21 protein-coding genes are annotated in these 20,553 nt (G+C 69.2%); 10 read left to right on the plus strand and 11 right to left on the minus strand.

Features of this window, described 5'->3' with window-relative positions; all coding sequences use genetic code 11:
• The 3 genes from C3942_RS12655 to chrA form a co-directional block, all read right to left on the minus strand.
• On the minus strand, positions 1 to 1,281 hold the full coding sequence (locus tag C3942_RS12655) for a TolC family protein (protein ID WP_104230704.1): 1,281 nt from the start codon (positions 1,279 to 1,281) through the stop codon (positions 1 to 3).
• 57 nt (positions 1,282 to 1,338) lie between these two features.
• Positions 1,339 to 1,725: a hypothetical protein gene (locus tag C3942_RS12660; RefSeq protein WP_104230705.1), complete on the minus strand. Its 387-nt coding sequence runs from the start codon at positions 1,723 to 1,725 to the stop codon at positions 1,339 to 1,341.
• Positions 1,726 to 1,797: 72 nt separating this feature from the next.
• The gene (gene chrA / locus C3942_RS12665; protein ID WP_104230706.1) at positions 1,798 to 3,141 is read right to left on the minus strand and encodes a chromate efflux transporter; all 1,344 of its coding nucleotides are present in this window, start codon (positions 3,139 to 3,141) and stop codon (positions 1,798 to 1,800) included.
• Between the two features lie 57 nt (positions 3,142 to 3,198).
• Here chrA and C3942_RS12670 point away from each other — a divergent pair, with 57 nt between their 5' ends.
• On the plus strand, positions 3,199 to 4,128 hold the full coding sequence (locus tag C3942_RS12670) for a chromate resistance protein ChrB domain-containing protein (RefSeq protein ID WP_366516615.1): 930 nt from the start codon (positions 3,199 to 3,201) through the stop codon (positions 4,126 to 4,128).
• A gap of 51 nt (positions 4,129 to 4,179) precedes the next feature.
• Here C3942_RS12670 and C3942_RS12675 read toward each other — a convergent pair whose 3' ends face one another.
• On the minus strand, positions 4,180 to 5,466 hold the full coding sequence (locus tag C3942_RS12675) for an acetyl-CoA C-acetyltransferase (protein ID WP_104230707.1): 1,287 nt from the start codon (positions 5,464 to 5,466) through the stop codon (positions 4,180 to 4,182).
• Positions 5,467 to 5,677: 211 nt separating this feature from the next.
• On the opposite strand from C3942_RS12675, the gene C3942_RS12680 reads away from it, so the two are divergent.
• The 3 genes from C3942_RS12680 to C3942_RS12690 all read left to right on the plus strand — a co-directional run bounded on the left by C3942_RS12680 (position 5,678) and on the right by C3942_RS12690 (position 7,550).
• Positions 5,678 to 6,331 carry a DUF1134 domain-containing protein gene (locus C3942_RS12680; RefSeq protein WP_243393595.1) on the plus strand — a complete coding sequence of 218 codons (654 nt, stop codon included), beginning with the start codon at positions 5,678 to 5,680 and terminating at the stop codon, positions 6,329 to 6,331.
• Between the two features lie 40 nt (positions 6,332 to 6,371).
• Positions 6,372 to 7,097 (plus strand): Bax inhibitor-1/YccA family protein, encoded by a 726-nt coding sequence (locus C3942_RS12685; protein ID WP_104230708.1) that lies wholly within the window; start codon positions 6,372 to 6,374, stop codon positions 7,095 to 7,097.
• A gap of 105 nt (positions 7,098 to 7,202) precedes the next feature.
• Positions 7,203 to 7,550: a DMT family protein gene (locus C3942_RS12690; RefSeq protein WP_104230709.1), complete on the plus strand. Its 348-nt coding sequence runs from the start codon at positions 7,203 to 7,205 to the stop codon at positions 7,548 to 7,550.
• 25 nt (positions 7,551 to 7,575) lie between these two features.
• Here the strand turns inward: C3942_RS12690 and C3942_RS12695 are convergent, their stop codons facing one another.
• From C3942_RS12695 to C3942_RS12710, 4 genes are all read right to left on the minus strand, one after another.
• Complete coding sequence (locus C3942_RS12695) at positions 7,576 to 8,742, minus strand: AGE family epimerase/isomerase (protein WP_207766071.1); 1,167 nt, start codon at positions 8,740 to 8,742, stop codon at positions 7,576 to 7,578.
• Positions 8,739 to 9,278, minus strand: a complete 540-nt coding sequence (gmhB, locus tag C3942_RS12700) for a D-glycero-beta-D-manno-heptose 1,7-bisphosphate 7-phosphatase (protein ID WP_104230710.1) — start codon at positions 9,276 to 9,278, stop codon at positions 8,739 to 8,741. The genes C3942_RS12695 and gmhB overlap by 4 nt, the downstream gene beginning before the upstream one ends.
• 16 nt (positions 9,279 to 9,294) lie before the next feature.
• Positions 9,295 to 10,755, minus strand: a complete 1,461-nt coding sequence (hldE, locus tag C3942_RS12705) for a bifunctional D-glycero-beta-D-manno-heptose-7-phosphate kinase/D-glycero-beta-D-manno-heptose 1-phosphate adenylyltransferase HldE (RefSeq protein WP_207766073.1) — start codon at positions 10,753 to 10,755, stop codon at positions 9,295 to 9,297.
• Positions 10,756 to 10,837: 82 nt separating this feature from the next.
• Entirely contained in the window at positions 10,838 to 11,596 is a 759-nt protein-coding gene (locus tag C3942_RS12710; RefSeq protein WP_207766074.1) for a sulfite exporter TauE/SafE family protein, read from the minus strand.
• Between the two features lie 111 nt (positions 11,597 to 11,707).
• Here C3942_RS12710 and C3942_RS12715 point away from each other — a divergent pair, with 111 nt between their 5' ends.
• Positions 11,708 to 11,926: a DUF2061 domain-containing protein gene (locus tag C3942_RS12715; protein WP_104230712.1), complete on the plus strand. Its 219-nt coding sequence runs from the start codon at positions 11,708 to 11,710 to the stop codon at positions 11,924 to 11,926.
• 4 nt (positions 11,927 to 11,930) lie between these two features.
• Here the strand turns inward: C3942_RS12715 and C3942_RS12720 are convergent, their stop codons facing one another.
• Positions 11,931 to 12,491 (minus strand): hypothetical protein, encoded by a 561-nt coding sequence (locus tag C3942_RS12720; protein ID WP_104230713.1) that lies wholly within the window; start codon positions 12,489 to 12,491, stop codon positions 11,931 to 11,933.
• Between the two features lie 102 nt (positions 12,492 to 12,593).
• On the opposite strand from C3942_RS12720, the gene C3942_RS12725 reads away from it, so the two are divergent.
• The 3 genes from C3942_RS12725 to C3942_RS12735 all read left to right on the plus strand — a co-directional run bounded on the left by C3942_RS12725 (position 12,594) and on the right by C3942_RS12735 (position 17,587).
• On the plus strand, positions 12,594 to 14,075 hold the full coding sequence (locus C3942_RS12725; protein ID WP_104230714.1) for an amidase: 1,482 nt from the start codon (positions 12,594 to 12,596) through the stop codon (positions 14,073 to 14,075).
• Complete coding sequence (gene glnE, locus C3942_RS12730) at positions 14,072 to 16,885, plus strand: bifunctional [glutamate--ammonia ligase]-adenylyl-L-tyrosine phosphorylase/[glutamate--ammonia-ligase] adenylyltransferase (protein WP_104230715.1); 2,814 nt, start codon at positions 14,072 to 14,074, stop codon at positions 16,883 to 16,885. The genes C3942_RS12725 and glnE overlap by 4 nt, the downstream gene beginning before the upstream one ends.
• 120 nt (positions 16,886 to 17,005) lie before the next feature.
• The gene (locus C3942_RS12735; protein ID WP_104230716.1) at positions 17,006 to 17,587 is read left to right on the plus strand and encodes a LicD family protein; all 582 of its coding nucleotides are present in this window, start codon (positions 17,006 to 17,008) and stop codon (positions 17,585 to 17,587) included.
• Positions 17,588 to 17,613: 26 nt separating this feature from the next.
• Here the strand turns inward: C3942_RS12735 and C3942_RS12740 are convergent, their stop codons facing one another.
• Complete coding sequence (locus tag C3942_RS12740) at positions 17,614 to 18,009, minus strand: FAD synthase family protein (RefSeq protein WP_104230717.1); 396 nt, start codon at positions 18,007 to 18,009, stop codon at positions 17,614 to 17,616.
• Positions 18,010 to 18,397: 388 nt separating this feature from the next.
• Between C3942_RS12740 and C3942_RS12745 the strand changes: the two genes are divergently transcribed.
• Together C3942_RS12745 and C3942_RS12750 are read left to right on the plus strand one after the other, a co-directional pair.
• A complete protein-coding gene (locus C3942_RS12745) occupies positions 18,398 to 18,829 on the plus strand; it encodes an FAD synthase family protein (RefSeq protein ID WP_104230718.1) in 432 nt (143 codons plus the stop codon).
• Positions 18,819 to 19,430, plus strand: a complete 612-nt coding sequence (locus tag C3942_RS12750) for a LicD family protein (protein WP_104230719.1) — start codon at positions 18,819 to 18,821, stop codon at positions 19,428 to 19,430. The genes C3942_RS12745 and C3942_RS12750 overlap by 11 nt, the downstream gene beginning before the upstream one ends.
• Before the next feature lie 34 nt (positions 19,431 to 19,464).
• On the opposite strand, the gene C3942_RS12755 is transcribed toward C3942_RS12750, so the two are convergent.
• Positions 19,465 to 20,523, minus strand: coding sequence for a CDP-glycerol glycerophosphotransferase family protein (locus C3942_RS12755; RefSeq protein ID WP_104230720.1), 1,059 nt, complete (start codon positions 20,521 to 20,523; stop codon positions 19,465 to 19,467).
• Positions 20,524 to 20,553: the final 30 nt, after the last annotated feature.

The raw sequence follows: 20,553 nt of genomic DNA on the forward strand, positions 1-20,553 counted from the left end.
TCAGGGCGCGGCGGCGCCGGCCTGGCTGGGCAGGGTGAGTTGCCCGGTGAGACGCTGGATTTCGATCAGCTGCGACTGGTACTCGGCGGCGGCCTCGATCAGCCGACTGCGCTGCGCCGTCCATTCGGCCTGGGCATCGCGCAGTTCCAGCAGCGAGTAGCGGCCGCGTTCCCAGGCGTAGCGGGTCTGCTCCAGCGCCTGTTGCGCGGCGGGCACCACGCGATCGCGCTGCGCCTCGAATTCGACGCGTGCATGGTTCATCTCCTGGTACAGCGCGTAGAGCTGGGCCTGGGCGCGCAACAGCGCGGCGCTGCGCTCGGACTGGCCCTGGTCGCGGCGCGCCTCGGCTTCGGCGATGGCGCCGCGCTGGCGCGAGCCCTGCCACAGCGGCAGCGAGGCGGAGAAGGTCAGGGCGGTATCGCCGCCGTCCTCGAAGCGGCGCAGGCCGGTGCCAAGGGTGACGCCGGCCTTGGCCTTCGAGCGGGCCAGGCGCCACTCGGACTCGCGCAGGCGGACTTCGCTGGCGTAGCGCAGGGCTTCCGGCGCGGATTCCAGCCGGGCCAGCAGCTCCTCCACCGGTGCCACTTCGGGCAGGCGCTGCAGATCGCCGCGGGCCTCGCCGAAGTCCGCCTCGGCCTGGCCCATGGCGGCGGCGAGATGGCGGCGCGAGGCGAGCAGCTCGTGTTCGGCATGCTCTTCGTCCAGCCTGGCGCGTTCCAGTGCGATGCGCGCACGCCAGCGCTCGGCCACCGGGCTGCGCGCGGCGCTGACACGGCGCTCCACCTCGCGCTGCGTGTCCTCGGCCAGTGCGGTGGTCTCGCGGGTGATGGCGAGCTTGGCCTGGTCGGAAAGCAAGTGCGCGAAGCGCCGCGCGACCTCGGCGCGGACCTCGAGCCGGGCGATGGCGGAGTCGTCGGCCTGCAGCGCCTGCTGTGCGCGGGCGCTGTCGACGCGACGCGCGAGCAGGTCGCCGCGCTCGATCAGCTGGCTGAAGCCCAGCGTGGTTTCCAGGCGGTCGACGCTGCCGTAGGGGCCGCTGCCGAGCAGGTTTTCGGCGTCCAGCCGCAGTTCCGGCGCCGGTCGCAGGCCGGCCTGCAGGACCTGGCTTTCGGCCACGCGGGCCAGGGCGCGCTGCGCTTCCAGCGAAGGGTGTTGTGCCTCGGCCCGCGCCAGCGCGGCGGCCAGCGTCAGTTCATCGGCGGCAGAAGTGGTGCCGGCGCAGAGCGCCAGCGGCAGGAACAGCACGAGTGCCGGCGGCACTCGTGACGGAAAGCGGGACATGATTGCCTCCCGGGGCAATGGAATGCGCGCCGCAGGCGCGGCGACGCGGGAACGACGTCAGGCGAGGGAGGCGAAACGGGGCGGGCCGCGCAGGGGTGGCCGCAGGACGTGAGGCAGTTTGCGCCGTGGCGGGGCCACGGCAACGAAGACGGGAGCGGCAGGGCGCGGGACCAGCGCGAGCCAGAGGAAGGCGGCGGCAATGAACAGCGCCAGGCTGGCCAGCGACTGCTGCGAGGGCTTGCTTGCGGCGGAGGCATCGTCGATGTCGATATCGCCGCCCTGGTGCCCGTCATGGTGCGATTCGCCGTCCGCGATGTGCACCGCGACCGGGGCTTCCTGTCCGTCGAAGCAGAAGTGCAGGTGCGTGCCGACCACGCGCGTCAGCAGCAGGGCGAAGCCCAGCAGCAGGACCAGCGTCAGCGGTGGCGAGCGGAAACGGCGCATACGGCGGATATTGAACACCCGGAGTGGGCTGCAGAGTCAAGTCGCGCGGGAAAGTTCCGCATGGACTGCAGCCTAGGCCAGCCCCGTCAGCTTCAGTGCCAGGCCCAAGGCCGCGCAGGCCGCCAGTGCCTTGAGCAGCCCCACACGGAAACGCAGCATCGCCAGCATGGCGCCGGCGCCGAGCAGCAGCGCGGGCAGGTCCAGGGAGGCAAGCTCGGGGGCGGGCAGGCGCAGCGGGCCGGCCTGCCAGCTGCCGACCTGGCGGAACAGCACGTGCAGGGCGAACCAGATCGACAGGTTCAGGATCACGCCGACCACGGCGGCGGTGATGCCGGTGAGCGCGGCGTTGAGCTGCGGGTTGCCGCGCAGGCGCTCGATGTAGGGGGCGCCCAGGAAGATCCACAGGAAGCAGGGGACGAAGGTGACCCAGGTGGAGAGCGTGGCGCCGAGCACGCCGGACAGCAGGGGATCAAGGCTGCCGGGATCGCGGTAGGCGCCCAGGAAGCCGACGTAGGTCAGCACCAGGATCAGCGGGCCCGGCGTGGTCTCCGCCAGTGCCAGGCCCTGCACCATCTCGCCGGGCGCCAGCCAGCCGTAGCGGTCCACCGCCTGCTGCGTCATGTAGGCCAGCACGGCGTAGGCACCGCCGAAGGTGACCACGGCCATCTTGCTGAAGAACACGGCCTCCTGCGTGAAGACGTGCTGCGCGCCGAGGACCAGCAGCAGGAGCAGCAGCGGCAGGCCCCAGAGCGCGGCGCCGGCCAGCAGCAGCTTCAGCGTCCACGCCGGTTGCGAGGGATGCGCGTGCGCCGGCACCGGATCGTGGTCCTCGTCGCCGGCCCTGGGCGGTGCCGGCATCCATCGAGGGGCCCACCGCGCAGCAGCCAGGCCGGCCATGGCCGCTCCGAGGACGATCAGCGGGAAAGGGATGTGCAGGGCGAAGATCGCCAGGAAGGCGATGCCGGCCAGCCACCACAGGGCGCGGGTCTTCAGTGCCTTCTTGCCGACGCGGATCACGGCCTCGATGACGATGGCCAGCGTCGCCGCCTGCATGCCGTAGAGCAGGCCCTGCACCCAGCCCAGCTCGCCGTAGATCACGTAGACCGCGGCGATGGCCACCATCAGGACGAATCCCGGGAGCACGAACAGCAGGCCGGCGACGATGCCGCCCCAGGTCTTGTGCAGCAGCCAGCCGACATAGGTGGCGAGCTGCTGGGCCTCGGGGCCGGGCAGCAGCATGCAGTAGTTGAGCGCGTGCAGGAACCGGGTCTCGGAGATCCACTTGCGCTCGTCCACCAGCATGCGGTGCATCAGCGCGATCTGGCCGGCGGGGCCGCCGAAGCTGAGGAAGCCGATCTTGAGCCAGACCAGGAAGGCCTCGCGGAAGCTGGGGGCGGGAGCGGAAGGGGCGGCCATGGGTTCAAGGCAGATGGATTGAATCAACTGTATCAAAATTAATGATACTGTTGAATCATGACTTCAGAAAAATGGCTGCTGCTGATCCATCAGCTACCCCCCAAACCCGACTACTCGCGCGTGAAGGTCTGGCGCCGCCTGCAGGCCCTGGGTGCCGTCGCCATCAAGAATTCCGTCTATGTGCTGCCGGGCAACGAGCAGACCCGCGAGGATTTCCAGTGGCTGCAGAAGGAGATCGAGAGCCTGGGTGGCGAGGCGACCGTGTGCGAGGCGCGCTTTGTCGACGGGCTCAGCGATGAGCAGCTTCACGGGTTGTTCCGGGCCGCCCGCGATAGCGACTATGTCCAGATTGCCGACGAAGCGAGGGAACTGCTGGAACTGCCGGCCGCGCCGGAGCGGCGCGATGAACTGCGCCATTCGCTGCGGCGGCTGCAGAAGCGGCTGGCGCAGGTCGAGGCGCTGGACTATTTCGGGGCGCAGGGCCGGGCAGCGGTGACATCGTTGCTGCGGCGACTGGAGGCGGCGCTGGCCGACGGCACCGCCCCTGCGGCGGGCGGGCGGCTCGATCAGTATCGGGAGCGCACCTGGGTCACCCGCCGCGATATCCGCGTCGATCGCATGGCCTGCGCCTGGCTGATCCGGCGTGCCATCGATCCGCAGGCACGCTTCCGCTTCGTGGAGGAGGCGGACTACCGGCCCGAGGAAGGGGAGCTTGGATTCGACATGGCCTCGGCCGAATTCACCCACGAGGGCGACCGCTGCAGTTTCGAGACCCTGCTGCAGCGTTTCGGCCTTGAGGAGCCGGCCCTGCTGGCCATCGGCGAGATCATCCACGACCTCGACCTGAAGGACGGCAAATATGGCCGCGATGAAACGGCCGGAATCGCCGCACTGCTTGCGGGCATCGGATCGGACGGCAGCGACATGGAACGCCTGGAGCGTTCCGCCATCGTGTTCGACGCATTGCGGACCGGCTTGTCGCGCTGAACGAGAAAGGCCCGCCGGAGCGGGCCTTTCTCGCTGAATCCTGCGAGAGGCTTACTTTCCTTCGACGATCGCCACCACGCCCTGGCCGCCGGCGGCGCAGATGGAGATCAGGCCGCGGCCCTTGTGGCCGTTCTCGGCGATGATCTTGGCCAGCGTGGCCAGGATGCGGCCGCCGGTCGCGGCGAAGGGGTGGCCGGCCGCGAGGCTGGAGCCCTTGATGTTCATGCGCGAACGGTCGATGGAACCCAGCGGCTTGGACAGGCCCAGGCGCTCCTTGCAGAACTTGGGGTCTTCCCAGGCCTTGAGGGTGCAGAGCACCTGGCCGGCGAAGGCTTCGTGGATCTCGTAGAAGTCGAAGTCCTGCAGGCTGATGCCGGCGCGCTCCAGCATGCGCGGCACGGCGTAGGCCGGGGCCATCAGCAGGCCTTCCTTCTTGTTGACGAAGTCCACCGCGGCGGTTTCGACGTGGGTCAGATAGGCCTGCGGCTCGAAGCCGTGGGCCTTGGCCCAGTCCTCGGAGGCCAGCAGCACGGCGGAGGCGCCGTCGGTCAGCGGGGTGGAGTTGGCGGCGGTCAGCGTGCCCTGGCCGGACTTGCGGTCGAAGGCGGGGCCGAGCGTGGAGATCTTCTCGATCGAGATGTCCGGGCGCAGGTTGTTGTCGCGCTCCAGGCCGGCGAAGGGCACCACGAGGTCGGCGTAGAAGCCGGACTCCCAGGCACGGGCCGCCTTCTGGTGCGATTCGAAGGCCAGCTGGTCCTGCGCCTCCCGCGGGATCTTCCATTCCTTGACCATGACTTCGCAGTGCTCGCCCATGCTCATGCGCGTGCGCGGCTCGCCGTTGGTCGGGATCGCCGGGGCCAGCATGGCCGGGCGGAACTTGGCGAGCGCGGCCAGGCGCTGGCCGCCGGTCTTGGCGCGGTTCACCTCGAGCAGGATCTTGCGCAGCTTCTCCCCCACGGCGATCGGCGCGTCGGAGGTGGTGTCCACGCCGCCGGCGATGCCGGACTCGATCTGGCCCAGGGCGATCTTGTTGGCGATGTTGATGGCGGCGGCCAGGCCCGTGCCGCAGGCCATCTGCACGTCGGCGGCGGCGGTCTCGGGCGCCAGGCCGGACGACAGCACGGATTCGCGGGTCAGGTTGAAGTCGCGCGAGTGCTTGAGCACGGCGCCGGCCTGCACTTCACCGATGCGCTCGCCATGGAGTTGGTACTTGTCGACCAGGCCCTTGAGGGCGGCGGTCAGCATGTCCTGGTTGGACTTGGTGGAGTAGGCGGTGTTGGAACGCGCGAAGGGGATGCGCGAACCACCGATGATGGCAACGCGGCGGCCGTACTTCATGAGGGTACTCCTAGAGGAAAAGGTCTGGACAAGGAGAATTATCGAAAGCGGCGCCGACAATGGCTATTGCCGTAGGGACACTGCCCCTGGAAAATTCTTGTCATAGTGTTTTCAGCTACTTGCGGTGGTATCGGCGGAACTTTCCGCTGGCCTGCAGGGTCTGCTTGACGCAGAATTCAGCGACATCGCCCCAGACCAGGAGCCTCACCGCATGCGATCCCTCATCCTGCTGCCCGCCGTGCTGCTGCTCGCCGCCTGCCAGGGCATGGAGCCGATCAGTTCCAGCCAGGCCGCAACCCCGCCGTCCCAGGCCGAGCCCGCGCCGGTGCCGGAAACCACGGTGCCGCCGGAGGCGACGCCGGCGGACGCCCAGGTCAGCCAGGAAACCTATTCCAGCGAGGAGATCGTGGCCGAGGCCTCGAAGTTCTTCGGCAAGGCCTCCGGCGATGTGGCGCAGGCGGTGGAGAAGGTCTTTGCCCGCTATGGCCGCCCCAATGCCTACATCATCGGCGAGGAGGGTTCCGCCGCCGTGGTGGTCGGCGCGCGCTATGGCCGCGGCACGCTGCAGTACAAAGGTGGCGACAGCATGCCGGTGTACTGGCAGGGCCCTTCGGTGGGCTGGGACTGGGGCGGCAACGCCTCCAAGACGGTGACGCTGGTCTACAACCTGCGAAACACGGCGCAGTTGTTCCAGCGCTTCCCGGGCGTGGAGGGCAGCCTCTACCTGGCCGCCGGCATCGGCGTGAACTACCAGCAGAGCGGCAACATCGTGCTGGCGCCGATGCGCACCGGCGTGGGCCTGCGCGCCGGTGCCAACGTCGGCTACCTGCATTACACGCGCAAGCCCTCCGTGATACCGTTCTGATCCCGTCCCCCTGAACTCTCGCGATCCCAAGGAGACCGCCATGAGCTGGAACAATGAACTCCGTCCCGTCCCGGTGAGCAGCGGCGCGCAGCCGCGCGGCACGCCGCTGGTGCGCGATACCGGCACCGACGCCGCCAACAAGGTGCTGCGCAATACTTACCTGCTGCTGTCGATGACGCTGCTGTTCAGCGCGCTGATGGCCGGCGTGTCGATGGCGGTGGGCGTCGGCTACGGCATCAGCCTGCTGTGCTCGCTGGTGTCGCTGGGCCTGCTGTGGTTCGTGGTGCCGCGCACCGCCAATTCCTCCGCCGGCATCTGGGTGGTGTTCGCCGTCACCGGCCTGCTCGGCTTCGGCCTGGGGCCGATCATCAACCGCTACCTGGGCATGGCCAACGGTGCGCAGAACGTCATGCTGGCCCTGGGCATGACCGGCGCGATCTTCGTCGGCCTGTCGGCCTATGCGGTGAAGACCAGGCGCGACTTCAGCTTCATGCGCGCCTTCCTGTTCAGCGGCATGATCCTGCTGCTGGTGGCAAGCCTGGTGATGCTGGGTGCCTCGCTGTTCGGCTTCTACCTGCAGCCGCTGCACCTGGCGTTGTCGGCCCTGTTCGCCCTGTTCGCCTGCGGCATCATCCTGTACCAGACCGGCGAGATCGTGAACGGCGGCGAGACCAACTACATCCTGGCCACCACCACGCTGTATGTATCGATCTACAACCTGTTCACCAGCCTGCTGCACATCCTCGGCGTCGCCAACGACGACTGAGGTAATGAGGTATAAAAAAGCCCCGCATCGCGGGGCTTTTTCCTTTGGGGCGGGGCCCCGCCATGGATGGCGCTCCTGCCGCCTCTGTCTTTTCGGGGAGTAACGATGAACTGGACCGTCATTGGCCAGACGACCGGCCTGCTGATCCTGTCCAACATCTTCATGACCGTGGCCTGGTACGCGCACCTGAAGGACCTGCGCGACAAGCCCTGGATCATCGCGGCGCTGCTGAGTTGGGGCATTGCCCTGTTCGAATACCTGCTGCAGGTGCCTGCCAATCGCATCGGCTATACCGCGCTGACGCTGCCGCAGCTGAAGATCCTGCAGGAAGTCATCACGCTGAGCGTGTTCGTGCCGTTCGTGGTGCTGTACATGAAGCAGCCGATCAAGCTGGACTACCTGTGGGCGGGGCTCTGCATGTGCGGTGCGGTGTACTTCATCTTCCGCAGCTAGGGACAGGCACCACCGGCATGACGGATCAAGGGTAGGGCGGATACCGCCGGCACAGTTCCGACATCGCCGTGACGACATGGTAGAGCGAGGTGGCGGGCGACGGGTCGCGGATGAATTCGCCCTGCGCGTCCATCCACTCCCACCACAGCCCACGCCGCGGCGTGGCAAGGAAATGCTGCAGCGTGGCGAACGCCGCCAGCGCGTCTTGGTGGAGCACCGGGGCGTCGGCGCCCGGCGCCTCCGCCAGGACCAGGCTGGCGCGCAGGCGTTCGGTCTGCGCCCAGAGGCGGGCGCGGCCGTCGGTGACGGTTCCGGCGGCGTCGAGCCCGGCCAGGGTGACGCCGCGCCCGGCGTGGATGCCATGGCGCAGGCCGAAGGCCATCAGCGCATGACCCTGCTCCTCGCAGTCGGCGCCCAGCAGGCGCCGCGACAGATCCAGCAGGAAGGCCCACTCGAACTGGTGGCCAGGTTCGCGCAGTCCGCCTTCGGCACCGGCGGCGAAGCGCCAGTCGCCGTCGAAGAACTCGCCCACGGCGCCGCTGGCGGGATCGATCATGTACCGGCGGCACAGTTCCAGGACCTGCGCCGCGCGTTCGCGGAATGGCGCGTCCACGCCCAGTTCCACCCAGGCCAGCAGGGCCTCCAGCAGGTGCATGTGCGGATTGGAGCGCAATGGCAGGCGGCGCGGCCGGGCTTCCTCGTAGCCGCCCAGCGGATGGGCAAGCAGGCTGTCCATGCGCGCCAGCAATGCGCGCGCCGTGGCCAGCAGTTCCGGCGGCTGGCCCTCCATGTCATAGGCATGGGCCAGGGCGAACAGCACGAAGGCCTGGTCGTAGAGGTCCAGGTCGGCTTCGCCGCCGCCGCGGTTGCTGCGGAACAGGCCGTCGCCGCGCGGGTACTCGCGCAGCATGAAGGACAGGGCGTGCTGCATCGCCTCGCGCCAGGGGCCCTGCCAGCCGAGGCGCCCAGCCTCGGCGTAGGCGTAGACCTGCCGAGACTGCACGCGTACGCGCGTCGGAAAGCCCACGGGGCGGCCGTGCAGGTCGAGCTTTTCATGGAAGCCGCCGCCAGCGTGGTCGGCCCCGGCCTCCCACCACAGCGGCAGGGCGGCGTCGAACAGCCACCAGCGCGACCAGTCGGCTGCCTCGCGCAGGCGGGCCTGCGTCTGCTCCGCTGTCGTGCCGGAGTTCATGCCGGTTCCGCGAGCAGGGCGTCGACGCAACCGGCCAGGCTGTCGAAGCGTCCGTCGGCGGGCGCCCGGGCGTCACCGACGAGATAGGCGCGGCCGACGCCGGCGGCGCGGGCGGCCTCGATGTCGGAGGGCTTGTCGCCCACCATCAGCGAGGCGGCCATGTCGATGCCCAGGTCCTGCTGGGCGCGCCGCAGCATGCCCGGCGCGGGCTTGCGGCAGTCGCAGTCGCGCGCGTAGGCCGCGACCTTGCCGCCGGGCAGGTGCGGGCAATGGTAGACGGCGGCCAGGCGCACGCCGTCTGCCTCCAGCGCCTGCTGCAGGCGGGCCGTCAGCTGTTCGTACTGCGGCTCGGTGTACATGCCGCGGGCGATGCCGGACTGGTTGGTGACGATCACCAGCGCGTAGCCGGCGGCCGATAGCCGCCGCATGGCACCGACGGCGCCGGGCAGGAACTCGAAATCCTCCCAGCGGTAGACATAGCCCTTGTCGACATTGACCACGCCATCGCGGTCGAGGAATGCGGCCTTCAGGGGAATGCTCCGGACGTGTGGATCAGGCCTTGGCCTGCGCGCCGATGCGGCGCACGATGTCGCTGGTGCTGAAGCCCTCCACCAGCGGCACCAGCTCGACGCGGCCGCCCCAGCTGCGGACTTCCGGCGCGCCGACGACGGTGGCCTCGGTGTAGTCTCCGCCCTTGACCAGCACGTCGGGCCGGATGGCCTTGATCACGTCGATCGGCGTGGGCTCGTCGAAGATCACGACGGCGTCGGTCGCCGCCAGCGCCGACAGCAGGCGGGCGCGCTGCTGTTCGCCGATGATCGGGCGGGTGGGCCCCTTGAGCCGGGAGACCGAGGCGTCGCTGTTGATGCCCACCACCAGCCGGGTGCCGAATTCGCGGCACTGTTCCAGCAGGGTGACGTGGCCGACATGGACCAGGTCGAAGCAGCCATTGGTGAACACGACCTTGTCGCCCGCGGCCTGCCAGGCGGCGACCTTCTCGGCCAGCTCGGGCAGGCTCATGGCCTTGAGGTCCGAGCCGTCCTTGTTCCGGGCGCGCAGTTCCGACAGCAGCTCGCCGGCCGAGGCCGGCACGGTGCCGACCTTGGCCACGACGATGCCGGCGGCGAGGTTGGCGAGGCTGGCGGCCTGCTCCGGCGGCACGCCGCTGGCGGCGCAGAGCGCCAGCGTGGCGATCACGGTATCGCCGGCACCCGACACATCGAAGACCTGGCGGGCGACGGCCGGCGCATGGTGGCGGCGGTCCGGCCACAGCAGGCAGATGCCCTTCTCGCTCATGGTGACCGTGAGATGCGACAGGCCCAGCTGCTCGACGTAGCGCTGGCCGTGGTTCAGCTCTTCCTCGACATCGCCGTGGACGCCGGTGGCCAGCGCCAGTTCGCCGCGGTTGGGGCAGATGGTGGTGGCACCGGCGTAGCGCGAGAAGTCGCGGGTCTTGGGGTCCACCAGCACCGGCACCCCGGCCTTGCGGGCCAGGGCGATGGCGCGCTGGCACACGGTCTTGGTCAGCACGCCCTTGGCGTAGTCGGAGAGGATCACGACCTGGGCCGAGGCCAGCGCGGCCTCGAAGCGCTGCAGCAGTTCCTCGTAGGCCGGGGCGGGGCGCTCGGCGGTGGATTCATGGTCCAGCCGCACGACCTGGTGCTGGCCGGCCAGCACGCGCAGCTTGGCGGTGGTGGGCGTACCGTCCACCGCAACCAGGGCGCTGTCCACTCCAGCGGCGGCCAGTTGCCGCTCCAGCAGTTCGCGGTCCGCATCGCGTCCGGTGAATCCGACCAGCGTGGCCCGGGCCCCCATGGCGACGACGTTCATGGCGACGTTGGCCGCGCCGCCCGGCTGTTCGCTGCTGCGGTCGGCACGCACCACCGGCACGGGCGCCTCGGGGGAGATGCGCTCGACGTGGCCGTAGACGTACTTGTCCAGGATGACGTCACCCAGGATCAGGACCTTGGTCTGCGGCCACCGCCGCGCGATGGTGTCCTGCAAGTAATGCACTTCGTCCCTCAAAAGACTGATCTCCTGACCATGGCGCGGACCGGCGCCCATCATCCTTGATTTGCGCCGGCATTCCCAATGGTCATGCCGCCACGGCCTGCCGCAGGCGCAGGGCGATCAGGGCGGCCATGACCAGCCCCGTCAGCACGATGAAGGCACGCAGCCGCGCCGGCGGGATGCGGCTTGCCCAGCGCGCTCCGGCATAGCCGCCGGCGGTGGCGAACAGCATCATCCACAGCGCCGGGCCCCAGCGCAGGGCCTCACCGGCGGCGTACAGGACCACGGCGATGGCGGTGAGCACGCCGGACACGAGGTTCTTGAGCGCATTGGCGCGGTGGAGTTCGCGCAGCCCCAGCAGGGACAGCGCGGCCAGCAGGAGGATGCCCAGGCCGCCGTTGAAGTAGCCGCCGTAGACGCAGACGGCCAGTATCACCGCGGCGGCGATGGCCTGGGGCACGGCGGCCGGGGCCCGCTGCAGGCCCGGCTGCAGCGCGAACAGCAGGGTCGCCGCCAGCAGCAGCAGCGGCGCGACGCCGGCGAACAGGCGGTCCGGGGTGAGCAGCAGCAGGGCGGCACCGGCACTGCCTCCGAGCAGGGCCAGGCCCAGCAGGGAAGGCAGGCCCAGGCCGGCCGGCGCCTGCAGGTCGCGCCGCGAGGCCCAGGCGGCGCTGAGGTAGCCCGGCAACAGGGCGGCGGTGCCGGTGGCGTTGGCTGCCACCGGGGGGACGCCGGCCGCCATCAGGGCCGGCAGGGTCAGGAAGCTGCCGCCGCCGGCCAAGGCATTCAGGCCACCGGCCAGGAAGGCGGCGCCGGCCAGCAGGGCGGCCTCGGGGAGCGTCACGGGAGCCTGCCCGGGACGATTGGCCCCGGCAATCGAAGCCATAGGAACAAATCAATGGCGTCAATATTGATAATCATTATCATCTTTATCCAGTCAACCAGGAGAACCGCCATGATCAAGACCCTGAGCTTCGGTGCGATGCACATCAGCGTCGCGTTCCTGGTCGTGTGGGCCATGACCGGCAGCTGGATGACCGGCGGCCTGGTCGCCCTGGTGGAGCCTTGCATCAATACCGTCGCCTACCACTTCCACGAAAAGGTCTGGAAGCGCCGCGGCGAGCAGGAAGCGGCCGGCGCCGGCCGCGCGGGCTGGCTGGCCCACAGCCACTAGACGGTCAGTAGCCCGGGGGCGGGTAGTCCCCGGAAGGTGGCGGAGGCGGCTCCGGCCATGGTGCGGGAGCGGCTTCGGCCGGCGGCGGCGCCGGGATCGGCGGCGTGGGGGCCGGGTCTGCCGCCGGCACGGGAGCGGCCGGGGGCCGCTGGATGGGCGCCGGCTGCGGGGAAGCGGGCGGCGGGTTGCGCTCCGCCATCAGCACCAGCACGCCCTCCTTGGTCCTGACCAGCTTGCCGGACACCGCCAGCGGCACCTTGCTGCTGCTGTTTCGCATATCCATGATCGAGGCGCCCGCGGCACGCCCGTTGACCCAGACGCATTCGGTCTCGCCGGTCAGCATCCAGTCGTTGTTCGAAACCGGCGGTGCGCCCAGGCAGCTGCCCTCGCGCTGGCGCGGCAGGCCCGACAGCGTGATGCGCTTGCCGACCTGATTCGCCAGCTGGGGGGCGGCCAGGTCCACCGGCACGGCCTGGCCCGGCGTGAAGGTGAGCAGTTGTTCCTTGGTAGGTCCGCTGGCGCAGGCGGCCAGCAGCAGGGCGAGCAGGGCGGTCGGGCGTGTCATGGTCGTTCTATGAATCCGGCGATGAATCCGGTCTGGCGATTGTAAGGCCGGCGCGGATCGCCGCTACTCTATGCGCAGAAAACTTCAGGATGGAGGAGAACGATGATTTCCGCAGCGGATTACGCAGGCCATGACGCACTGGGCCTGGCCGGGCTGGTGGCCCGGGGCGAGACCACGGCGGCGGAACTGCTGGAAGCCGCCCTGGCGCGTGCCGCGGAGGTCAATCCGAGGATCAACGCCATCAACATCCCGATGCACGAGATCGGCCGCGCCCGGGCGCGCGAGGCGCTGCAGGGGCCGTTCGCCGGCGTGCCCTTCCTGATCAAGGACATCGTGCAGGACTACGGCGGCGTTCCGGCCAGTTCCGGCTGCACGCCGCTGCGCGACTGGAAAGCGCCCTCCCATGCCGCGATCACGCAGCGTTTCCTCGACGCCGGCCTGGTGATCTTCGGCAAGACGGCCACGCCGGAACTGGCGCTGAAGGGCATCACCGAATCGCGCGCCTGGGGTATCACGCGCAATCCCTGGAACCTGGACCACACGCCGGGCGGCTCTTCCGGCGGCGCGGCGGCGGCGGTGGCGGCCGGCATCGTGCCGATGGCGGGTGCCAATGACGGCGGCGGCTCGATCCGCATCCCCGCCGCTTGCTGCGGACTGTTTGGCCTGCGTCCCTCGCGCGGCCGCGTGCCCCTGGGGCCGCGCATGGGGGAGGCCTGGGAAGGAGCCAACAGCGACCTGGTGGTGTCGCGCAGCGTGCGCGACAGCGCCGCGATGCTGGATGCGCTGCAGGGTCCGGATGTCGGCTCGCCCTTCGAGATCCGCGCGCCGGAGAGGCCGTACCTGGACGAGCTGCAGCGCGAGCCGGGCCGGCTGCGGGTGGCCTTCTGCACCCGCTCGCCGCTGGGCACGCCGGTGGACCCGCAGCATGTCGAGGCGGTGCGGCGGGCCGCGAAGCTGCTGGAGTCGCTGGGCCACCATGTCGAGGAGGCGGAGCCGCAGGTGGATGGACCGCTGCTGGCGCGCTGCTTCATCACCATGTACATGGGCAATGTCGCGGCCAGCGTCGCCGAGATCCGCGCGCTGACCGGCTGCGCCGAGAGCGAATTCGAGCCGGACACCCGCGTCTTCGCCCAGGCCGGCCGCGCCCTGGATGCCGGGGAGTACGTGCGCCGGCGCCGCCTGTGGAACGACTTCGCCCGCGCCCTCGGCCGCTTCTTCCAGAGCCATGACCTGTACCTGACGCCGACGCTGGCCTGCCCGCCGGTGCGCATCGGCGAGCTGGACCAGCCGGCGGCGCTGCGCGCGGCGCAGAAGCTGGTGCTGGGGCTGCGCGGCGGCGGCCTGCTGCTGCGCAGCGGCATGGTGGAGCAGATCGCCACCGAGAGCCTGGCCAAGGTGCCGTTCACGCAGTTGTCGAACCTCACCGGGACGCCGTCGATGTCGGTGCCGCTGTACCAGACCGCGGAGGGGCTGCCGCTGGGACTGCAGTTCGTGGCGCCATTCGGCGAGGAGGGGCGCTTGCTGCGCCTGGCGGCGCAGCTGGAGCGCGCGCTGCCCTGGTTCGGCCGCGTGCCCTCGTTGTGAGCGGCACGGCGGAGCTGCTGGCCCGTCTCCGGGCCCAGGATGCCGCGCTCGCCGAGGCGGCGGTTCGCGCCTGCGCCGCCAGTCCCTTCGTGGCGGAGGCGCTGGCCTGGATGCTGGACCGGGGCATGGCCCTGGAGGAGCTGCGCCGCGTCCGCGAGCCGGGGCAGACGGCCGGGCGCATCCGGGAGGCGACGCGGGAGCTGGCCGAGGAGGCCGACATGCAGCGGGCGCTGCGCCGGCTGCGGCGCGAGGACATGGCGCGCATCGCCTTCCGCGACCTGGCCGGCTGGGCGCCGCTGGACGAGACGCTGGGCGATCTCTCCGACCTCGCCGACGCCTGCTGCGAGGCGGCCCTGCGCTTTGCCGAGCGCCGGCTGCAGGGCCGCCACGGACGGCCGCTGGACGAACGCGGCGGGGAAAGCCGCCCGGTGGTGCTGGGCATGGGCAAGCTCGGCGGGCGCGAGCTGAACTTCTCCTCCGACATCGACCTGATCTTCTGCTACACGCAGGGAGGCGAGACCGACGGCGCGCGGCCGCTGAGCAACGGCGAGTACTTCGGCCGGCTGACGCAGGAGACCGGCAAGCTGCTGTCGGCCCGCACCGAGGACGGTTTCGTGTTCCGGGTGGACACGATGCTGCGGCCTTTCGGTTCGGCCGGGGCGCTGGCGGCGTCCTTCGCCGCGATGGAGGAGTACTACCAGGTGCACGGCCGCGAATGGGAGCGCTACGCGCTGATCAAGGCGCGGCCGGTGGCCGGAGACATCGAGGCTGGCCAGGCATTGCTGCGCACGCTGCGGCCCTTCGTCTACCGCCGCTACCTGGACTACAACGCCATCGGCAGCCTGCGCGAACTCAAGCGGTTGATCGAGGACGACGTCAAGCGCAAGGGCATGGACGACAACGTCAAGCTCGGCCCGGGCGGTATCCGCGAGCTGGAGTTCATCGTGCAGTCCTTCCAGCTGGTGCGCGGCGGCAACGAAACCCCATTGCGCGATGCACGGCTGCGGCCGGTGCTGCGCTACCTCGGCGAGGCCGGCCACCTGCCATCGCAGACGGCGATGCGGCTGGACGAGTGCTATGTCTACCTGCGCCGGCTGGAGAACGCGATCCAGATGTACGGCGACGAGCAGGCCCATGCGCTGCCGGCGGACGAGGCGCGCCGCGCCGCGCTCTGCGCGGCCATGGGCAACGCCGACTGGTGCGGCCTGCTGGAGGAGCTGGACGCGGTGCGCGGCTTCGTGCAGCAACAGTTCGGCCGTGTGTTCGCCGAGTCGCAGAAGGGGCGTGACGAAGGGCCGCTGGCGCGGCTGGTGGCGGGCCTCTGGAGCGGCCAGCTCGATCCGGGCGATGCCGCCGACGGCCTCTACGGGGCAGGGTACCAGCAGTCGCCCAAGGAACTGGTCGATGACCTGGAGACGCTGAAGGGATTGCGCCTGGTAAGAGCCATGCGCGAGGAAACCCTGCTGAAGCTCCAGCAGCTGCTGGCCCAACTGCTGGAGGAAGCCCTGCAGCAGCCGCAGCCAGCGGTGGCGCTCAAGCGCGCCCTGCGCATCATCCAGGCGGTGGTCGGCCGCTCCACCTACCTGACGCTGCTGCGCGAGAGCGACGGCACGCGCCAGCAACTGCTCGGGCTCTGCGCCGCCAGCCCCTGGCTCACCGATTTCATCGCCCAGTCGCCGGTGCTGCTCGACAGCCTGCTCGACCCGCGCACCCTGTACGCGCCGCCGGAGAAGGAGGAACTGTTCGAGGACCTGCGCCGGCGCGCGCAGGAGATCGAAGGGCAGGGTACCGAGGCGGCCATGGACCTGCTGCGCCGCTACCAGAAGGAGATGACCCTGCGCATCGCCGCGGCGGACCTGATGCATGCGCTGCCCCTGGTCAAGGTCAGCGACCGGCTGACCTGGCTGGCGGAGGCCATCGTCGCCCAGGCGCTGCGCTTCACCTGGGCCGAGATGGCGGCCCAGTACGGCGAGCCGCGGCGCCGCGACGGCAGCCCCTTCGGTTTCGGCGTGATCGCCTATGGCAAGTTTGGCGGCATCGAGCTGGGCTACGGCTCGGACCTCGACCTGGTCTTCGTGCACGACTGCGATGCGCTGGATGAGGACAGCCAGGGTGGTGCGCGGCCGCTCAACAACGGCGCCTGGTATGCCCGCCTGGCCCAGCGCCTGATCAACAGCCTGGCCACCCAGACGCCGGCCGGCCGCGCCTACGAAGTGGACATGCAGCTGCGGCCCAGCGGCGCCTCCGGCCTGCTGGTGACCAGCCTGGACGGCTTTGCCGACTACCAGCGCAGCTCCGCCTGGACCTGGGAGCACCAGGCCCTCACGCGGGCGCGCTACATCGCCGGTCCGGAAGCGATGGGGGAGGCCTTCGAGGCGGTGCGACAGGAAATCCTCTGCCGCCCGCGCGATGTCGCCACGCTGCGTGGCCAGGTCGTGGAGATGCGCGCCAGGATGCGCGGCAGCCTGGACAAGTCCAGCGCCGAGTCCTGGGACATCAAGCAGGGCGAGGGGGGGCTCATCGACATCGAATTCGTCACCCAGTACCTGGTGCTGCGCGATGCCAGCCGCGATGCGGGCGTGGTTGAATACAGCGACAATTGGCGCCAGCTGGATGCGCTGGAGCGGGCCGGCAGCATCAGCACCGGCAGCAAGCAGGCGTTGATCGACTGCTACCGCGCCTACCGTGGCTTTGTCCATGTCCGCTCGCTGCAGAACCAGCCGGCACAGGCACCGGCCGACCGCTTCGCGGCGGAACGGGAGGCGGTCCGGGCGATCTGGAGGCAGTTGCTGGTCGATGTGCGGGATTGACCGGAAGCTGCGGGGCGGTTCGCGGATGGAGGCTCCGGCTGGTTCGAGCGGGAAGCGGCGGGGCGGTGGCGCTGCCGGAAAGACAACTAACGATCACAATCAGCAATCAGGGATTTCGGCATGCCGATCGAGGGAAAGCGTTATCTGCGGGCCAGGAAGCTGCTGTCGGACGTGACGGCACAGCTGGAGGCGCTGGGCATGCAGTATCACCTGGAGGGGGGGACCCTGCTGGGCCTGGTGCGGGACGGCGACCTGATTCCCTGGGACGATGACCTGGATATCTCGCTGTCCTCGGAGCTGGCCGAGGCCTTCGTGAAGCGCGCGGCATGGCCGCTGCGGCTGCGCGGCTGGCGGGTCAGCGTGCATCGGTTCGAACGGGACGGCGTGGGCTGGAAGAGCGGCCAGATCCGCATCATCAAGATCCGCAACCGCCGCTGGATCTTCCTGCGCGGCAGCCTTTGCCTGGACGTCTTCCCGAAGTATCAGGTGGGCCAGGACGTATTCTGGACGGCAAAGAAGAAAGTCATGCGCGCCCCGGCCCGGTTCTATCAAGGCTGCGGCTGGATCAGCTTCCACGACAGGAAGCTGGCAATCCCGCTGGCCCATGAAGAGTACCTGTCGCTGAAGTACGGCGACTGGCGGACTCCGGTCAGGCAGTGGAACTGTGCGGTGAACGAGGGAACCGTGGTCGGCGACCTGTAGCCTGGCGGGATTCGCCCCGCCGGTTCCTAGTTGCCGCGCCGTACGATCTCGATGATCTCGGTCGTCGAGACCGACGGGGTGCGCGGCAGGTAGATCACCTCGCAGAGCGGCATGAGGTGATCGAAACGACCCTTCCAGTCGTCGCCCATCACCAGCACCTGCGCATCGTACTGCCGGATGTAGTCCGCCTTCAGTTCCAGCGATTCCTCGACGAACACCTGATCGACGCTGCGCAGGGACTCGATGATGCGAATCCGGTCGGCCTGCCGGTAGATCGGATAGCGCTGCTTCTTGCTGTAGTTCAGCTCATCGGAGGACACGCCCACCGTGAGGTGGTCGCCGAGCGCGCGCGCGCGCTCCAGGATCAGGATGTGGCCGACGTGGAGGACGTCGAAGGTGCCGAAGGTAATGACTCGCCGCATCCGTGTACCTGTAGTCGGGGATTGCCCGGGTGTCCTGGTTTTTTTGTGTATTGGCGCCATGCCTTCGTCGGCGCTCTCCACTCGGCAGGACCGCTGCCGGCGGGGACTGTCCTCGAGCCGCGGCATGCGTGGAGGCTGGCCTGCAAGGGGCGTGGCTGCCGTTTGGCAGCCGGAACAATAGCGCGCTAGTGCACGGTTTCCAAGCGCCGCAGCCGCTACAATTGCTCTGCCGGTCGGGGGATCGGCATTGCTGGAGGGGGCGGCTTGGCGCTGGCTGTCGCAGCGCCGGGCCGGGGGGCATGCATCGCAGGTGGAAAGAGGCGGCTGTTCCACTTGACGGCCGTTCAGGCCGATGGCATGCGGAATGCGTCAGGGGGCATCGGGGAAAGTGAAGAAAGTCGGCTACACGACGGGGGTCTGGGACCTGTTCCATGTCGGTCACCTCAACTTGCTGCGCCGGGCGCGGCTGGAATGCGATTATCTGATCGTCGGCGTGACCACCGACGAGCTGTCCGAAGCAGGCAAGGGAAGGACGCCGATCATCCCCTTTGCCGAGCGGCTCTCGATCATCGAGGGCCTGCGCTGGGTCGACAGCGTTGTCCCGCAGGTCAACTACGACAAGTGGGAAGCCTGGAACAACTTCAAGTTCAACGTGATGTTCGTCGGCGACGACTGGAGGAACAGCGCGCGCTGGAACGGGTTGGAGGCGAAGTTCCAGGAGGTCGGCGTGGATATCGTCTATCTGCCCTACACCACGCATACCTCGAGCTCGAAGCTGCGCGGCATCCTTGACCGATTCGAGCAGGCAGATGGGCGGTAGCATCAAGCTGGAGGGGAAGGTCGCCCGGGATGCCGAGGCGATGCTGGCCGACGTGACGCGGTTGCTCGGCAAGATCGGCATTCGCTACGGCCTCGACGGTGGCACCCTGCTCGGGATCGTGCGGGAGGATCGCCTGCTGCCCTGGGACGACGACATGGACCTGGTCGTGACCGAGGATCAGCTGCCCCGCCTGGAAGCAAGGCTCTATCGCTTCCGCCTGGCCGGGTACAAGGTCTCCGTGAAGAGGGCCCGCAGTGCCATGGGCGTCATCCCGGCCGGGGCGGTCCGGCTGATCAAGATCCGCAGCCGCAAGTATCTCTTCTGGCGCGGCGATCTGCTGATGGACCTTTTCATCAAGTACGCTTCCGGCGATCGCTACGAGTGGATCGTGGGTGAAAAGAATGCGGTCCACAAATCGGTGGACGGTCGCTTCTACCGGTCGCTCGGCCAGCTGACCTTCAGGGGCGTCGAATACACGGTTCCGGCGGAGACCGAGGCCTATCTCGGGGCCCGCTACGGGGAGTGGCGGACGCCGGTGAAGGTCTGGGACTTCCGCCGGGACGACCAGGCGATCAGCCAGGGTTCGCCGTCGCCGTCGTAACGGTACCCGGATTGCGCCGGGCTGCAGGCAAGGGTCAGCCGCTGCGCTGTTCGAGTTGGTCCACGATCCGTTCCGACACGCGCCCGTCGCGCTGGCCGATCAGGTACTCGACAAGGTCCTCGCGTTCCTCGCTGGGGTGGTAGGGCTGGCGCAGCAGGGCTTCGAGCGCACCGGGCAGCTGGCTGGCGCGGTCGATGCAGCTCGCGATCGCCTCGTAGCGATGGGTCTGGGGATCGATCCGGTCCTTGAGCCGCCAGCTGAAAAGGCCGCGATAATTCCAGCGCAGCTTCTGGAACCGGCACCACACCACCGGCCGGCGCAGCGCGGCGAATTCGAACAGCGCGCTGGACGCATCGCTGACCAGGACGTCGGCGCGAGCCATCAGCGGGACCAGGTTGTAGTGCTGCGCCCCCAGGACTTCCACGTTCGGCTGCTCTGCCCATGCCCGCAGGCGACGGCGCTGGGCGGCATACTTGTCGATGGTCCAGCTGAAAAAGTGCGGCTTCACGATCCATCGGGCCCCCGGCAGCAGCGTGGAGAGCTGCCGCGGCATCAGTTCCAGCGACGAGGGGTAGAAGGTCGGTGCATACAGCACGGTAGGCCCCTCTCCCCGACTCGCCGGCGAGGCTTCCCGGGAAAACAGCGGATCGAGCTTGGCGAAACCCACCAGCGCCAGTTTCGGCCTCAGCGCCGGATTCCGCTCCAGCAATTCATCCAGCACGCGCTGGGATTCCACGAAGCGCAGGTCGAAGCGGTCGAGCCGCGGATCGAACAGCACGTTCTTCACGCCGATGCCGTGATACACCAGCGCGGTACGCGTGCCGGGCGCCAGGTTTTCCTTCTCGTCCAGGTAGCTGCCGAACACGGCCCAGTCCGGAGCCAGCCGCCGCAGTTGCGCGTAGGCGTCGACGGTGCTGTCGACCAGCCGCACCTCCGGCAGTCCGGGGATGCGACGATCCGGGAACAGGGTCTGGACGGTCGCGTCAAAGCGCAGCATCACCTCCACCTGGTGTCCCCGGGCGCGCAAGGCTTGGATGACCGGCAGGTATTGCGGCAGGTAGTAGAGCTGTTCGGCGTAGAACGCGACCTGCATGTGCGGCGTCTCGTATGGCAATGGCATGAC

The sequence above is a fragment of the Solimonas fluminis genome (assembly GCF_002930645.1).
Taxonomy (GTDB): Bacteria; Pseudomonadota; Gammaproteobacteria; order Nevskiales; family Nevskiaceae; genus Solimonas_A; species Solimonas_A fluminis.